A 15,830-nucleotide genomic window follows, 5' to 3' on the forward strand; every position below is an offset into this window, starting at 1 on the left:
GTCACTATGATGGCGTCTATGTATAGTAACCTATTCGCTCTCTCATTTCTTCGTCGTCCGCACAGGCCTCACTACGTAGTGGTGGTGGCATGAATTTCCTTGAACATTTGCAAGCTGCTTTGCATCTGCTATGGTCAGTTGATGCTGATTTGTGGAGAATCATTGCGGTCTCGTTGCACAGCGCCGTTTTTGCGCTCCTGCTTGCGACACCGCTAGCACTTGTGTTTGCTTATTGGCTCGCCAGTCGCCGCTTTTTTGGACGGCGTTTTTTGCTGTGGCTGATTCAAGCTAGTTTGTCATTTCCGACAGTATTGATCGGTTTGCTCTTGTATTTGCTCTTGTCGCGCCAAGGTTTTCTGGGGAGTTGGCATTGGCTGTTCACCAGCAAGGCTTTGGTATTCGGGCAGGCGTTGATTGCCTTGCCGATTTTAATTGCGTTTGCCTTTACGGCGTTGCAGGCACTTGATCCGCGCTTGGCCGAGACCGCGATTTGCCTCGGTGCTTCACGTTCGCGCGTGATGTTGACGATTTTCCGCGAAGCGCGTTTTTCCTTGATCGCCGCCATTATGCATGCGTTTGGGCGCGTGATTTCTGAAGTTGGATGTGCGATGATGGTCGGCGGCAATATCGCTGGTGAGACCCGTACCATGACCACGGCCATTGCGCTCGAAACTAGTAAAGGTGAGTTTGCGCAAGGGATTGCTTTAGGTATGGTATTGCTGTTAATCGCTTTGGTGATGAACGCTTTGCTGCTGATTTTTCAGGGCGACGCAGGACAATCAGGAGCGCGCCTATGAATTTGCGAACAGTTCCAGAAAAATCAGCTCAAGATTTGTTAGTCGTCCATCACCTAAGTAAATCTTTCGGTGGAAAAATCCTGTTGGATATTGAGAATCTGCATTTGCGCACTGCCAGTGCTTACGTTCTAACGGGTATGAATGGCGTTGGTAAAACAGTGTTGCTGAGAATCTTGGCTGGGCTGGAAAAAACGGATCATTGTAGTCTTAGTTTTTTAGGCCGAGTGCAACAGCTCTCTCCCTATCCTGCGCTCATGCGTGAGGCCATCGTCTATGTGCATCAACATCCAGTGATGTTTACGATGAGTGTGGCAGAGAATATTGCCTATGGTTTGCGGGCACGTGGCTGGGCAAAAAAGCGGATTCAAGAAACTACAGAACAAGCCTTAGAATGGGCTGGGCTCAGCGATTTGCGGGATCGACTGCCTGCTGGTTTATCGGGTGGTGAAAAACAAAAAATCGCCCTGGCAAGGGCTAAGATTTTACAGCCGCGACTATTGTTGTTGGATGAACCTACCGCCAATCTAGATGGTGCAGCTCGTGAACAAGTAATCGCGTTAATCCCGACTTTGGTGGCGCAAAATAGTTCTGTTGTGATGGTCTGCCACGACAAAGATTTAATTAATCTACCGCAGATATGTCATTACAAATTGCGTGATGGGCGGATCGAAGACCGTAATGATAGACATTGTGATGAATCTTGAAACGTGAGAGAGGAAAGTAAATATGAAGAAAACAAATACATGCATCAAGATCACACGCTACTTGCTGCTGGTGGTTTTGAGCAGTATCAGTATTTTTCCCGCGACGGCACAAGACATTCTGAAAATGTCGACGACGACGAGTACAGAAAATTCTGGCTTGTTGAAATTTATTTTGCCAGCTTTTGAGGCTGAAAGTAAAGTCAAAGTGCAAGTGATTGCGGTCGGTACGGGCAAGGCTTTGGAGTTGGCAAAAAATGGCGACGTTGACGTGGCACTTGTCCATGCGCGCGAAGCAGAAGACCAATTCATTGCTGCTGGGCATGGCGTTAACCGGCATGATGTGATGTATAACGATTTCGTCATCGTCGGCCCTGAGCAAGATCCGGCTGGCGTAAAAAAAGAAACGGACGTAATGGCGGCACTAAAACGTATCGTCACTGCGAAGGCGCGCTTCATCTCGCGTGGTGACAATTCTGGGACGGATGCGATGGAGCAAAAGTATTGGAGACTGCTTGGCGACAAACCGAAAGCTGGCGCTTATGTCTCAGCTGGATTGGGGATGGGCGAAGTGTTGACCATGGCAGCTGAGATGCAAGCTTATACCTTAAGTGATCGCGCTACTTATGCTGCCTACAAAGCAAAGACGGGTCTGCAAATCCTGTTGCAGGGCGATAAACGCATGTTGAATCCTTATGGCATTATCGCTGTTAATCCACAGAAGTACCCCGATATTCATTATGCTGCGGCGATGAAGTTTGTTAGTTGGGTCACGTCTGCGGAAGGCAAAAAGAAAATTGCCGAATTTAAAGCAAATGGCGAACAGGTTTTCTTTCCCTACTAATTTATCGTCAACACTCTTACTTCCCACATGTCATTCGATGGAGTCAATAATTGAGCAGCACTATTAAACAAGAACATTCTCATCATGCAGGAAGTGATACTGAATTGGCGGAGGATTTTCCCGCCTACCCGGGCATTGCAATGGACAGAATCGTATTGGTCAGCACACCGCAGCAATTAACGCTTGCACGTCAGCATTTGATGCAAGCCAAAACCTTAGGCTACGATACTGAATCGAAACCGGTATTTACGGTGGGACACAGTTCGGACGGCCCGCACTTAATTCAATTGGCGACCGAAACCTATGCCTTTCTTTTTCCCTTGGTGAAAGTTGAGCAAAGAGACATGTGCCACGCGGTTTTGAAAGAAGTTTTGGAATCACCTCAGATTCGCAAAGTCGGATTTGGTTTGTCGGATGACAATCAAATGCTGATGAGAAAATTGGCCATTAAAATTACGAATGTGCTCGATTTGTCACGTAGCTTGAGCGATAACCGTAAAAAACAAATGGGGGCAAAACGTGCAGTCGAAAAATATTTCTCTCAGGTGCTGCAAAAATCTAAACGGGTGTCGACATCAAATTGGGCCGCAGAGCATCTCAACGATAAACAATTGAAATATGCGGCAGATGACGCGCAATCCGCGTTGCTAGTCTACTTGACGGCCAGTCAATTAACTGAATAGACTGAACTCCCTGGTCTAATTCAGGTCAAAGTGTGCTTACGCTTTTGCAACGAAGGAGTTCCATGAATAGTTGTCATCATTTTTTATTAAGCCTCACTATCTGCGGCCTTAGCGCCGCTGTGAATTTCGCTCATGCTGATGGGCTCACTGATCTTAAAACCGCCTTGAGTCGCCTACAAGGGCAAACTCCCTTAAAAGCGATCGTTGAAGCGAAAACCTGGAATCGACAAGGTGAGGGCAAAGATCTGGAAGAAACTCATGGTCATGCCAGCGTGAGTGTGGAAGAAAATCCGCGCGGCTTGCAGGTCTTATACAGCAAAGACATGCTGGCAAAATTGGAGACTGAAGAACGTCAGCGCGAAAAAGATAGTAAAGCAAAAACGCCCACTTTATCCGCGCTGAATGAAGTCAACTCTTCGGCACTGCGGCCGATGATTTCTGCGGCTGCAAGTTTGAATCGTAGTTTGGAGAAAGCTAACTTTAAAGGCGAGAAAGTCGATGTCTTTAATGGCAAACCTGCACGCTTATTGAATTTTGAAATGTCGATGGACAAGCTCACCGAAAAAGAGCGCAAGTACATGAAAAAATTTGACGGACAGCTCGATATTTGGATCGCTGCCGATGGCACACCGCTCGCTAGCCGTAGTACACAAGCAGTTTCTGGGCGAGCCTTCATCGTCATTAGTTTTGAAATGAAAAATGAAGAAGAGTGGATTTACGGCACGGTCGGCGATCGTCTGGTGGCATTGAAGAAGGAAAGCAAAAATAGCGGCTCTGGTATGGGTGAAAAAGGCGAAGGGAAGATCAGCAAAACCTTACAAGTCCAAGCCTTGTAAACGCCCACATTTTTCCGTGGATAAACAATAGCATCAGCAATATCAGCAATATCAGCAATAACAGATCAGAAAAAGGATGAATAATGAAAAAAAACGCACATCAATCTGCTTTCGGACATACTGCCATCAATTTGATACGCCCCGTGACGGCCTTGGTCCTAGTACTCGGTTTGCATGCCGTCAGTGTGCCGCAGTCTGCCATGGCGCAAGTGAGTAATACGAAAGAAACTGCTAACTCGGAACAGACCGCAAAAAAATTAATCACCCACGATGTCTACGCCAATTGGCGAAGCATACAAAATGCGGTATTAAGCCGCGATGGTCTGTGGGCAGCCTATGCGCTGATCGGACAAGAATCGGATGGCGAAATTGTCGTTAAGAATTTACGCGATGGTCGCGAGTGGCGCGCGGCGCGTGGGAATATGCCCGTATTTAGTTTTGATGGAAAGTATTTGGCCTTCGCGATTGCACCGACACGTGCCGAATTAGAGAAAGCAAAGAAAGCGAAAGTCAAACCAGAAGACGCACCGAAGCCCGGCGTGGGTGTAATCGATCTGGCGACAGGCAAGCTGGAAAAAATCGACAGAGTAAAACGCTTTAGCTTTGCGGAAGAGGGCGGTAGCTTATTGGCGGTATTGTCTGAGCCTGTGAAAGAACTGAAAAAGGATGCTAAGAAAGATGAGCCTGCCAAAGCCGATGCAGATGCAGATGATCGGTCAGATGTAGAAGATCAACAAGCGGTTGTTGCAGGCGCTATGGGCGCAGCAGGTGCCGCCAAGAAAAAAGAGCCTGGTACGGAATTGATCATTTGGGAATTGACTAGCAATAAAAAAATCTCGATCAATGATGTGGCTGACATCCTTTGGAATAAATCTGGCAACCTGCTGGCTTATACAGTATCGGTGAAAGAAGCTAGCAAAGACGCAGCGAAAGAATCAGCGAAAGAGGCTGCAAAGGATGCACAAAAAGAAATTGTGCAAGAAGGCAAAGATGCTACCAAGGCCGAAGCGAAAGTCGCCTCGGCAGCGAGTGAAGGTGTGTATTTGTGGTCCGCGGCAAGCGCAGAATCCAAACCGGTCTTGCAAGGAGCAGGTAGTTACAAACATTTGAGTTTCGATGAGCAAGGTAATCAACTGGCGGTCTTGAGTAATCGCGATGATGTTGTGAAGAAAAAAGATAGCAAAGACGCTACCGACGCGACGATATACAGTTTGTTTTACTGGCGAGCTGGTGACGCAGCCGCACGCTTACTCGTCAATGCAGAATCAAATGGTATGACGAGAGAGTGGGCGCCAAGCGAGCATGCGGATTTAACTTTTAGTAAAGACGGTCAGCGTCTTTTTTTGAGCACTGCAGAAATTCCAAAAGCAACGCCTAAGAATGCGCCGGAACCGATGAAAGTTGATCTCTGGCATTGGAAAGACCCTGAATTGCAAGCTATGCAAAAGGTCAATGCCGAGCGTGATAAGCAAAAATCGTATCGTGCAGTCGTGCATCTAGCGGAAGGGAAATTTGTGCAGTTAGCAAATAAGCTCATACCGCAAGTGATGCTGAATGATAACGCCCAATATGCAATGGGTATCAGTAGCTTACCTTACCGTCAGGCGATGTCTTGGGATAACTTGCATTACGATGCGTATGTGATTGATCTGCAAAACGGTCAAGCGAAATTGCTGATCGAGAAAGCACGCTTTATGCCGCAGTTCTCACCCGCAGGTAAATACATCATCAATTTCGATGCTGATAAGAGCGCGTGGTCGTCTTACTCGACCGCTGATGGTAAGAAGAGTAATTTGACAGCGCAAATCAAAACCCATTTTGAAGATCAACAGCGTGATACGCCCGAACCTAAGAACGCCTTTGGTGTGGCAGGTTGGAGTGCCGATGATGCGAATGTTGTTTTGTATGATCAATTCGATTTATGGGAAATCAATCTGCAAAGTAAGGCATATCGCAATTTGACCGCTGGGTTTGGTCGTAAGAACTTATTAGAGCTGCGTTACGTGCATTTAGGAGATACGCGTCAATCACCGGTGACGAAGGCCTTGCCAGCAGACAAGCCATGGATTCTGGCTGCCACGCATGACGTGAATCAATCTACTGGCTATTACAGTCTTGACCCTCATGCACAAACGGTGAATGAGCCTAAACGTTTAATTCATGCAGACAAATTAATCTCTGGATTGATCAAAGCAAAAAATAGCGACACCACGCTATTTACGCAGCAGACTTTCACCGAATTCCCCGATTTGTGGAGCGCCGATCTGCGGCTTGCGAATGCCCAAAAAATCAGCTATGCCAATCCTCAGCAGGCGCAGTATAACTGGGGCACGCAAGAGATGATTGATTACACCAGTGCCGATGGTAAGAAGCTGAAAGCTTTGCTTGCAAAACCTGAGAATTTTGATCCAAAGAAGAAGTACCCGATGATGGTCTACATCTACGAAAAGATGACGGACAATATGCATCGTTTTGTGCCGCCGGCACCGGGGCAAAATATTAATGTGAGCCGCTATGTTAGTAATGGCTACATCGTCTTGCGCCCGGACATTGTGTACAAAACCGGCTATCCGGGACAAAGTGCATTAAATACCGTCGTCCCAGCGGTGCAGCAAGTGATCGCGAAAGGCTATGTCGATCCGCAACGAGTTGGTATTCAGGGACATAGTTGGGGTGCTTATCAGATCAGCTACATGATCACGCGTACCAATATTTTCCGTGCAGCGGAAGCGGGCGCGTCGATGGCGAATATGATCAGTGGGTACGGCGGTATTCGTTGGGGTACGGGGATGAGTCGTGCATTCCAATATGAAAAACAACAGAGTCGTATTGGTGGAACACCGTGGGATAGCACTGCAAAGTACGTAGAAAATTCACCGATATTTTCCGTCGACAAAGTCAAAACACCTTTCTTGACGGTGCATAACGACGATGATGACGCGGTGCCTTGGTATCAGGCGATTGAGTTTTTCTCGGCAATGCGTCGTTTGAATAAAGAAGCCTATTGGTTTAACTACAATGGCGAGAAGCATGGCTTACGCGATCGCGATAACATTAAGCACTTCACCGTACATATGGGTGAATTTTTCGATCACTATCTGTTGAATAAACCACGTCCAGAGTGGATGGATAAGCCTGTGCCTTATTTGGAGCGCGGTAAGCGCGATGTGATGGGGCAGTTTGTGCCAGCAAAAGCGACAGAAAAAGTAGCGGATGATAAGAAGTAAGTTAGAACACCGTCAGTGATGTAGACAAAAAAAGAGCACGGGATATTTTTATCCCGTGCTCTTTTTTGTTGATGCCTCTGTGTTTGCTTGTCTCACTTTATGGCAGGCTACTGCTGATTGATGTGTAGGAAGACATAGTCTTCCTGCCAAACGATATTCCCATCCCGCACTTTGCGTATCTGCGCTTGCATACGATCTCCACTGAGTTTGGTGTAGCTAAGTGTCGTACCGATTTCATTGCCTACTCCTTCGCAAATTAATTGCTGTGCGTCGGCGAGTATCACTTTCAGACGCAATGGTTCGTCTTTGCCACGAGTGGCTTTCTCGATGGCGGGGCCAAAAAAACGCAGGCGCACAATCAGATCTTCGCCTTGCGTTTCTATTAGTAAGAGTTCGAATGCTTTGCTGACATTGCCTTCCAGCGTACGTGAAATACCGAGCAGCGAGTTGCCTTGCAAAGACCAGTGCTCGTCGATGATTTGTTTGGCGTTAGTCGCTTGCCAGTCACCTGACATCCAACGCAGCAGTTGAAGATCAATTGTCGCCTTATTGCCATCTGTGATTGCTTGTGGAAAGCCCACAGTAGGCATCGCGCAACAGAGAAAAAACGTTAGCAGCGCACAGAGTTTTCTGAACTGATACATAGCGTTTTCCTCTGTTGACGGTTGCGAGCGGTTGCGAGTAAGGTGAAGCACAGGTGATGCTTAGCTGCGTAAAATATTCATTGGTGCCGACAAGATTGGATCCCCACTATGTGCGAAATACCACATGATGGCGACCAGCGCACCGACCGTGACTAGATACCAGATCGTTGAGAATATTTGTCCATAGCGATCGAGTGGCAATAGATGACTTTGATGCCGCATCTTCCATTCCATCACGATTTCTATACTGCCGATCAGCATAAAGAAAGCAAGAAAACTTAAGCCTAATGTCCAGCTGCCGACAATGCCAATGACGGAGCCGAGGATTAAAGCGACTAAACCAAACTTACCATTCACCGAAAAGCCGATGCTTTTCAGAATGTGCCCGCCATCTAAGGGCAAAATGGGGAGTAGGTTGATGAGATTAATTAAAGCATTAAAATTGGCTAGTGCGGCAAAAAAAACATTCCCGGTTATCCAATACGCCAACATCAGTAGTAGGGACAAGCATAGTCCGAAAATCGGCCCCATGATAGAAATCGCTTCGTCTTGCCAACGTGTGTTGATTTTATCGTCGGATAGTGCCAATCCCCCCATAAACGGAATGATGTAAATCCCTTTCGTTTTCATGCCGAAGTAGTGCATCGCACGGATATGGCCATATTCATGCACCATTAGGCAGGCAATTAAAGCGACCGCAAATTGAAATGAAAATAACCAAGAATAGGCAGCAAGGCTGGCGAGCCCGAATAGCACTTTGATGACTTTTGCACTCTTGAATAATTTGAATGCAAGTGAGCCTATCCCGATCAAATTAAATTTTTGTGGTGCTTCAGTTGGTGTGACGGGCACTTGTCGTTCTATATCCTTGGCATTTCTTTCACCTTCACTGACTAATTGATCATTCACCGTTAAGCGATAGGTCAGTGAAAAGGGTTGCCAGCGTAGATTGCTTTCGAGTCGGATCACAAAGATTTTCGCAAGTTCTTGTTCGCTGTGGATTTGTGCTGGCGTTGGTTTATCCGTATCAGTTGTAATTTGTTCAGAGGTGGGTGCCTGTTGTACTCGAATTTCAAACTCATGCGTATACATGCCTTCGTTTTCGGCACTCGCATTTTTTTGAGCAACTAAATTATTATCCCAAAATAATTGCTGCCAGCCGGCTAAAGAGCCTTCTAATCTGAGGGGTCTACCCAGACAATCGATGTTCAGTAGTTCCAATTTAATTCCATGAAAGAGCGTTCAATAAACGCGAATTCTATTAGAAAATGGATTGTTTGACGGATTTTTCTGTGGTTCCAATCCGTTTGAAAAATGCTTTTGCAATAATCTGTGAAGGCAAGAGTATGTAGGTACCGAAATTATGTCCTTGCTGTACATCCCAAATGTAGCGAATGATATTGAATAAGCATTTCACCAATCTAACCTACCACCACCTCCACCGTTTCTTGACAGCGCGAGAGCTTTTACCTCCCTCTCGATTTGTGTAGTGAGCTTAGATGTGAAAGCTAGGGGGGAGGTTAGTGAAATTTAATATCAAACAGGCATCGTCAAAGTAGACAATGCCTGCATTGCATCCATTGCAATTTTAGTCTCGATGCGCGCCCATCGCCGCCATAATTTCCTGATGACCTTGAGCCATGCCATTTTCAGGAATGCTTTGTGTCGTCGTATTTTTTACTTCCTGTAAGCGCGCCAGTAACTGCTCATCGACATCATCACCACGTCCCAAAAATAGTCCTTGCGTCAAACTGATGTGGGCGGCTTCGAAACTACCAGCGCCCGCACATAAGATAGTGCGGTTTGGTGCATCTTCTGCAGCTAACACCAACATCGCTGGAACTACATCACTGGCCTGAATAGCGTTGAGCATGGCTTCTGGATATAAACCATTCGTCATGCGCGTGGCCGCTGTCGGCGCTAAGGCATTCACGCGAATGTCGTGTTTGGCGCCTTCGATGGAAAGGGTTTGCATTAAGCCCACTAAACCAAGTTTCGCTGCACTGTAATTTGATTGTCCAAAATTGCCATACAAACCGGAAGACGAAGTCGTCATCATGATACGGCCGTAGTTTTGCGCGGTCATGATAGGCCACACCGCTTTACAGCAATTCACGCCTCCCATCAGATGTACTTCAAGCACCAAGCGAAAATCTTCAAGCTCCATTTTTCCGAAAGATTTGTCGCGCAAAATACCAGCGTTATTGATCAGAATATCGATACGACCCCATTTATCCATGGTCTCTTGCACCATCGACTGAACAGCGGCAAAGTCGGTAACCGACGCAGCGTTCGCGATTGCTTCACCACCAGCGGCGATAATTTCATCGACCACATTTTGTGCGGCTGTCGAAGATCCACCAGATCCATCGCGCGCGCCACCTAAATCATTGACGACTACTTTTGCGCCACGTTTAGCGAGTGCCAAGGCGTGTTCACGACCAAGGCCACCACCGGCACCGGTGACAATTGCAACGCGACCTGAAAAATCTAAGCTCATGCGGACTCCTGTTTAGCTAAATTAAAAATAAGGTGGAAATCAAAATTAAAGTTGAAATTCGGTTGGTACACTCGCTTCTCCCGCAAACGGCGAATTGCCGAAGTTGGGTTGGGGATGAAGGTCGCTGAGCAATCAAGAAATACTTTCAAGGTCATGACCCATCCTTAAGACGTAAACCATAAGATAACTGAAAATCCACTAAAAGCGAGTACAAATTTCCCGAGTAAATCGTCTAGCTGACTTAGATCAAGCCCTAATTCCCCTTACACACGCAAAAATTCTTCCCTATGCCCCATCCATCGCTGCAAATGTGCTTCGACCGTAGGCATATCATGATCCAGTAATTGCACTGCTAGATTGCGTGCTTTTTCAACCAGATATTGGTCTTTTTCTAAATTGGCAAATCGTAGCAAAGCTTCGCCTGATTGCCTCGCTCCTAAGAATTCACCGGGGCCGCGTAACTCTAAATCCTTCCGTGCAATTTCAAAACCGTCAGTGCTTTCGCGCATGGTCAGTAATCGTTGTTTAGCGGTGTGGCCGAGCGGGCCTTGGTACAACAGCAGGCAAACACTCGCTGCTGCGCCGCGACCCACGCGTCCGCGCAATTGATGTAGCTGCGAGAGGCCAAACCGTTCCGCATGTTCGATCACCATCAAACTCGCATTCGGTACATCGACACCGACTTCAATCACAGTTGTCGCCACCAAGACTTGCACTTCGTTGCGGGTGAAGGCATCCATCACGATTTGTTTTTCGGCGGGTTTGAGTTTGCCATGCACTAAACCTACGCGGCAGTCGGGCAAGGCTGCACTGAGCATTGCGTGGGTGTCGGTTGCGGTTTGCAGTTGTAGAGCTTCGGACTCTTCGATCAGCGGACAAACCCAATACACTTGTTTGCCTTCTTGCGCCGCGGCATGCACGCGTTCCATTACTTCATCGCGGCGATTTTGATCAACTACGCGCGTTACAATCGGTGTGCGCCCGGGAGGTAATTCATCAATCACTGATACTTCGAGATCGGCGTAGTAAGTCATCGCTAGCGTGCGTGGAATCGGGGTTGCAGACATCATCAGTTGATGCGGAATCTTGCCCGCTTCGGCTTTGTTGCGTAGCGTGAGTCTTTGCGCGACACCAAAGCGATGTTGCTCATCGACGATGACTAAACCGAGCTTGGAAAACTGCACTGCATCTTGAATTAAAGCGTGCGTCCCGATCACGAGTTGCGCTTCACCTGAGGCAATCAGGGCTTGTGCTTGTTCTTTTTCTTTCTTCTTTAAACTGCCTGTGAGCCACGCAGTTTTGATGCCTAAAGGTTCTAACCAACCCGCGACTTTACGAAAATGCTGTTCTGCCAAAATCTCCGTTGGTGCCATTAAGGCCGCTTGATAACCGCTATCGATGGCTTGGGTCGCGGCGAGCGCAGCCACGATGGTTTTTCCGCTACCGACATCACCTTGCAATAATCTTTGCATTGGGAATACTTGCTTGAGATCGGCACGGATTTCTTCTAATACGCGCTCTTGTGCTCCGGTGAGTTTGAATGGCAGTGTTGCGACAAATGCCTGCGTCAAGGCACCGACAGTCGGCAGTGCTGTAGCACCTTGCGAGCGACGTGATGCCTGCGCGCGCTTAAGTGAGAGTTGCTGCGCCAAAAGTTCATCAAACTTCATGCGCTCCCATGCCGGATGCTCGTGTTCTAACAATGCATATTGATCGACATCGGGTGGAGGGTTGTGCAGCAGCTTTACCGCCGATTCAAAGTCTTGTAGCCCAAGCTGTTGCAGTAGGCTAGGGGAGAGCGTGTCGTACCATTGCACTTTAGTGAGGGCACTAGTAATCGCTTTGCGCAGCATGGTTTGCGAGATACCATCGCCAGCGTGATACACGGGTGTCAGTGCTGTTGGCAAAGCCGCGCCTTCATTCACCATCTTATAAGTCGGGTGTACCATTTCAGCACCAAAGAAACCATGCCGAAGTTCACCGCGCGCTCTTACTCGCATGCCGACCGCCATCTGCTTGATTTGGCTGCCGTAGAAATTCAAAAAACGTAAGACCACTTGTCCGGAATTATCGCTAATCGTCACCACTAGCTGACGGCGTGGTCGATATTGAATATCACATTCCGTCACTTCTCCTTCGACTTGCACCGAACTACCACCGCGAAAACCCGCATCGCGCATGGAGACGATTTCGGTTTCGTCTTCGTAACGCATCGGTAAGTGCAGTACAAAATCCATGTCAGACCGTAGACCAAGCTTGGCAAACTTCTCTTCTAGCCGCACAGGCTTAGCAGGTGCTGCTTTCTTCTTGCTTTTGGCTGGAGTAGGAGAGCTTTCAGACATAGGGTAAAATGGCGGGTTGTTTTGAACAGCAATTCGGGCGATTCTACTGGTTTTTTGTACAGTGGTGTGATTTTTAATCGTAGAGCGGGTTCCTGCCGCAATGAAGTTTTAAATTTGGTGTAATTTTATGTACTCACTCAGTGATTTTGATTTTGAACTCCCACCCGAGCTGATCGCGCAAACCGCATTGCCTGATCGTACCGCATCACGTCTCTTGCACGTGAGCGACATAGGCATCGTTGACCGTCATTTTGCCGACATTGTAGATCAACTCGATGCAGGCGACTTATTGGTATTTAACGATACCCGCGTTTTGAAGGCACGTTTTTTTGGCGCGAAGGAAACTGGTGGTAAAGTCGAAATGCTAGTAGAGCGCGTGATCAAAAATACCCCGGACGAACACATCGTGCACGTGCAATTGCGTGCTTCCAAGTCGCCGCTTGCTGGTAGCAAAATCCGCTTGGCAGACGCGTTTGATGTGACTGTCGGCGAACGTGCGGGTGAATTTTTTACCCTGCATTTCCCCGGTGATGTGTTTGAGCTCATCGAGAAATATGGACGCCTACCATTGCCTCCTTATATCAATCATGAAGCTGATGATTTCGATGAGCACCGTTATCAAACCGTGTATTCGCGCGTGCCTGGTGCGGTCGCTGCACCCACCGCAGGTCTGCATTTTGACGAAGCACTTTTGGAAAAATGTAAAGCCAAAGGCATACAACTCGCGTTTGTTACCTTGCATGTTGGTGCTGGAACGTTTCAACCGGTACGTACCGAAGACTTAAGCAAACACGATATGCACAGCGAGTGGTACACCGTACCCGAAGAGACAGTTGCCGCAGTGCGTGCGACCAAAGCGACAGGCAACAACGTGATTTGTGTCGGCACCACAAGTATGCGGGCGATTGAGTCTGCCTCACAGACGGGTGAACTCTTAGCAGGAAGTGGCGATACCCGCTTATTTATTACGCCGGGTTATGTATTCAAAACGGTTGATCGCCTGGTAACGAATTTCCATTTGCCGAAATCAACATTAATGATGTTGGTTTCAGCGTTTGCAGGTTACGATGCGATACGAGAAGCGTATGCGCATGCAATCGCGCAGAAATATCGTTTCTTTAGTTATGGTGATGCGATGTTGCTGACTAATCGCTCATAAAAAACATTAAACGTAGAGGCGCGGAGTACGCAGAGACATTTTGTCAAGACTTCTGAAAATTCTGCAATGCCGTTCAACTAAGCTCTTGTTTAATTTGTCGTCATTCCCGCGAAGGCGGGAATCCAGCGGCGTAACAGCCGAAAGACACTGGATCCCTGCCTTCGCAGGGATGACACCAGATAGTGTTCAGCTTATCTGAATGGTGAATGTCTATCCTACGCCTCTACAGTTAAGCTTTTAATTTTCTAGTCACAACTTTTATTTAGGTCGGTAAATCCTATGCTGCAATTTCAATTACTCAAAAAAGACAAAACCACTGCCGCGCGTCGTGGTCGTATTACGGTTGATCATGGCGTGATCGAAACGCCCATTTTTATGCCGGTCGGCACTTACGGTTCGGTGAAAGCGATGTCGCCGCTCGAACTGAAAGAGATCGACGCCCACATTATTTTGGGTAATACCTTTCATTTGTGGTTGCGTCCAGGTTTGGACGTCATCAATAAATTTGGTGGCTTACATGATTTCATGGGTTGGGATAAACCTATCCTGACGGACTCCGGCGGTTTTCAAGTTTTCTCACTCGGTGCGATGCGCAAGATTACCGAAGAGGGCGTGAAATTTGCGTCACCGATTAGTGGCGAACGTTTGTTCTTGTCACCTGAAATTTCCATGCAAATTCAACGAGCCTTGAATTCCGACATCGTCATGCAATTCGATGAATGCACGCCATATGAAATCGATGGTCGTCCAGCCACCAGCGAAGAAGCCGGTAAATCCATGCGCATGTCTTTGCGCTGGGCACAACGTTCTATGAATGAATTCAAAGGCGGCGAAAATCCGAACGCCTTATTCGGCATCGTCCAAGGCGGCATGTTTGAAAATCTGCGCGATGAATCCCTGGCAGCCTTGAATGAAATGGGTTTCGACGGTATCGCTATCGGCGGCTTATCAGTTGGCGAACCAAAAGAAGACATGTTGCGTATCCTCTCGCACGTCGGTCCTAAGCTACCAGAAAATAAACCGCACTATTTGATGGGTGTGGGTACACCAGAAGACTTAGTCGCTGGTGTCGCCAACGGCATCGATATGTTCGACTGCGTGATGCCAACCCGCAATGCCCGTAACGGCTGGATTTTTACGCGCTTCGGTGATGTTAAAATCAAAAACGCCCGCTACAAAGAAGATAAAGCCCCGCTGGATGAAACCTGTACTTGCTATGCTTGCAAAAACTTCTCCCGCGCTTATCTGCACCATTTGCACCGCACTGGCGAAATCCTGGGTGCGCGTTTAAATACCATTCACAATTTGCATTACTACCTCGATCTGTTCCGTCAGATTCGATTGTCTTTGGATGAAGACCGCTTCCCTGAGTTTGTTGTGCAATTTAAGGCGGATCGGGCGCGTGGGGTGTAATTTCTACGTGGAATTGGTAATGAGTCGACAATATTTACGTCTTATCATCGCCAATTTGCTTGGAAGAATCGTTTGCACAACAAGTTTTCGGCTGTCTGGGCTGAATTGACAGAATCTGGTGATCCAGGTGCTAGAATGTTGCGCTTTGTTGCCTGGCATGAAAATGCTGATCATTTTGGCAAATGTGTTGTAGGACTTTAAATCTTCAACATCGCCCCAAGATGCGTGCAAGTGACTGATTTGTTTTAAAAAAATTATTAAATGGAGTTTTATCGTGTTTATTTCTAATGCTTATGCGCAAGCTGCTGGTGCAGCGAGTACTGAATCTTCTTTGATGAGCTTTTTGCCTATCATTTTGATGTTTGTGGTTTTGTACTTCGTCATGATCCGCCCGCAGATGAAACGTCAAAAAGAACAAAAAACGATGCTCGATGCATTGGCAAAAGGCGATGAAGTGATTACTGCCGGTGGTATCGCTGGTAAAGTCACCAAGGTCTCTGACACTTTCGTATCCGTCGAAGTGAGCAATGGCGTCGATATTCAAATCCAAAAAAGTGCAGTGACGACACTGCTACCAAAAGGCACACTGAAATAACATTCGCTTGTGCAGCAAAAGGGGCAAATTTAAAGTTTGCCCCTTCGTTATTTTAGTGTATTAGTTTTACGTCGTTTTACCATGCTGTT

Annotated in this window: 13 protein-coding genes; 9 read left to right on the plus strand and 4 right to left on the minus strand. The window is 47.3% G+C overall.

Annotated features, from left to right (window positions below):
* Positions 1 to 89: 89 nt before the first annotated feature.
* From ACO0KW_RS13600 to ACO0KW_RS13625, 6 genes are all read left to right on the plus strand, one after another.
* On the plus strand, positions 90 to 797 hold the full coding sequence (locus ACO0KW_RS13600; RefSeq protein ID WP_423053746.1) for an ABC transporter permease: 708 nt from the start codon (positions 90 to 92) through the stop codon (positions 795 to 797).
* Positions 794 to 1,501, plus strand: a complete 708-nt coding sequence (locus tag ACO0KW_RS13605; protein ID WP_423053748.1) for an ATP-binding cassette domain-containing protein — start codon at positions 794 to 796, stop codon at positions 1,499 to 1,501. Before ACO0KW_RS13600 ends, ACO0KW_RS13605 begins: the two co-directional genes overlap by 4 nt.
* 22 nt (positions 1,502 to 1,523) lie before the next feature.
* Complete coding sequence (locus ACO0KW_RS13610; RefSeq protein WP_423053750.1) at positions 1,524 to 2,342, plus strand: substrate-binding domain-containing protein; 819 nt, start codon at positions 1,524 to 1,526, stop codon at positions 2,340 to 2,342.
* Between the two features lie 50 nt (positions 2,343 to 2,392).
* On the plus strand, positions 2,393 to 3,025 hold the full coding sequence (locus ACO0KW_RS13615; RefSeq protein WP_423053752.1) for a 3'-5' exonuclease: 633 nt from the start codon (positions 2,393 to 2,395) through the stop codon (positions 3,023 to 3,025).
* A gap of 62 nt (positions 3,026 to 3,087) precedes the next feature.
* Positions 3,088 to 3,861, plus strand: coding sequence for a hypothetical protein (locus tag ACO0KW_RS13620; protein ID WP_423053754.1), 774 nt, complete (start codon positions 3,088 to 3,090; stop codon positions 3,859 to 3,861).
* Positions 3,862 to 3,944: 83 nt separating this feature from the next.
* Positions 3,945 to 7,088: a prolyl oligopeptidase family serine peptidase gene (locus ACO0KW_RS13625; RefSeq protein WP_423053756.1), complete on the plus strand. Its 3,144-nt coding sequence runs from the start codon at positions 3,945 to 3,947 to the stop codon at positions 7,086 to 7,088.
* A gap of 107 nt (positions 7,089 to 7,195) precedes the next feature.
* Here ACO0KW_RS13625 and ACO0KW_RS13630 read toward each other — a convergent pair whose 3' ends face one another.
* The 4 genes from ACO0KW_RS13630 to recG all read right to left on the minus strand — a co-directional run bounded on the left by ACO0KW_RS13630 (position 7,196) and on the right by recG (position 12,574).
* Entirely contained in the window at positions 7,196 to 7,732 is a 537-nt protein-coding gene (locus tag ACO0KW_RS13630; protein WP_423053758.1) for a DUF6265 family protein, read from the minus strand.
* A 60-nt stretch (positions 7,733 to 7,792) separates the two neighbouring features.
* Positions 7,793 to 8,953 carry a site-2 protease family protein gene (locus ACO0KW_RS13635; RefSeq protein ID WP_423053760.1) on the minus strand — a complete coding sequence of 387 codons (1,161 nt, stop codon included), beginning with the start codon at positions 8,951 to 8,953 and terminating at the stop codon, positions 7,793 to 7,795.
* A 367-nt stretch (positions 8,954 to 9,320) separates the two neighbouring features.
* Positions 9,321 to 10,232 (minus strand): SDR family NAD(P)-dependent oxidoreductase, encoded by a 912-nt coding sequence (locus ACO0KW_RS13640; protein ID WP_423053762.1) that lies wholly within the window; start codon positions 10,230 to 10,232, stop codon positions 9,321 to 9,323.
* A 263-nt stretch (positions 10,233 to 10,495) separates the two neighbouring features.
* Entirely contained in the window at positions 10,496 to 12,574 is a 2,079-nt protein-coding gene (gene recG / locus ACO0KW_RS13645; RefSeq protein ID WP_423053764.1) for an ATP-dependent DNA helicase RecG, read from the minus strand.
* A 127-nt stretch (positions 12,575 to 12,701) separates the two neighbouring features.
* Here recG and queA point away from each other — a divergent pair, with 127 nt between their 5' ends.
* The 3 genes from queA (at position 12,702) to yajC (ending at position 15,741) form a co-directional block, all read left to right on the plus strand.
* The gene (gene queA, locus ACO0KW_RS13650) at positions 12,702 to 13,733 is read left to right on the plus strand and encodes a tRNA preQ1(34) S-adenosylmethionine ribosyltransferase-isomerase QueA (RefSeq protein WP_423053766.1); all 1,032 of its coding nucleotides are present in this window, start codon (positions 12,702 to 12,704) and stop codon (positions 13,731 to 13,733) included.
* Positions 13,734 to 14,012: 279 nt separating this feature from the next.
* Positions 14,013 to 15,146, plus strand: coding sequence for a tRNA guanosine(34) transglycosylase Tgt (gene tgt / locus ACO0KW_RS13655; RefSeq protein WP_423053768.1), 1,134 nt, complete (start codon positions 14,013 to 14,015; stop codon positions 15,144 to 15,146).
* A gap of 271 nt (positions 15,147 to 15,417) precedes the next feature.
* Positions 15,418 to 15,741, plus strand: a complete 324-nt coding sequence (yajC, locus tag ACO0KW_RS13660; RefSeq protein WP_423054668.1) for a preprotein translocase subunit YajC — start codon at positions 15,418 to 15,420, stop codon at positions 15,739 to 15,741.
* Positions 15,742 to 15,830 lie beyond the last annotated feature (89 nt).

It is taken from the genome of Undibacterium sp. Ji22W (assembly GCF_049340305.1).
In the GTDB taxonomy this organism is placed as follows: domain Bacteria; phylum Pseudomonadota; class Gammaproteobacteria; order Burkholderiales; family Burkholderiaceae_D; genus Undibacterium.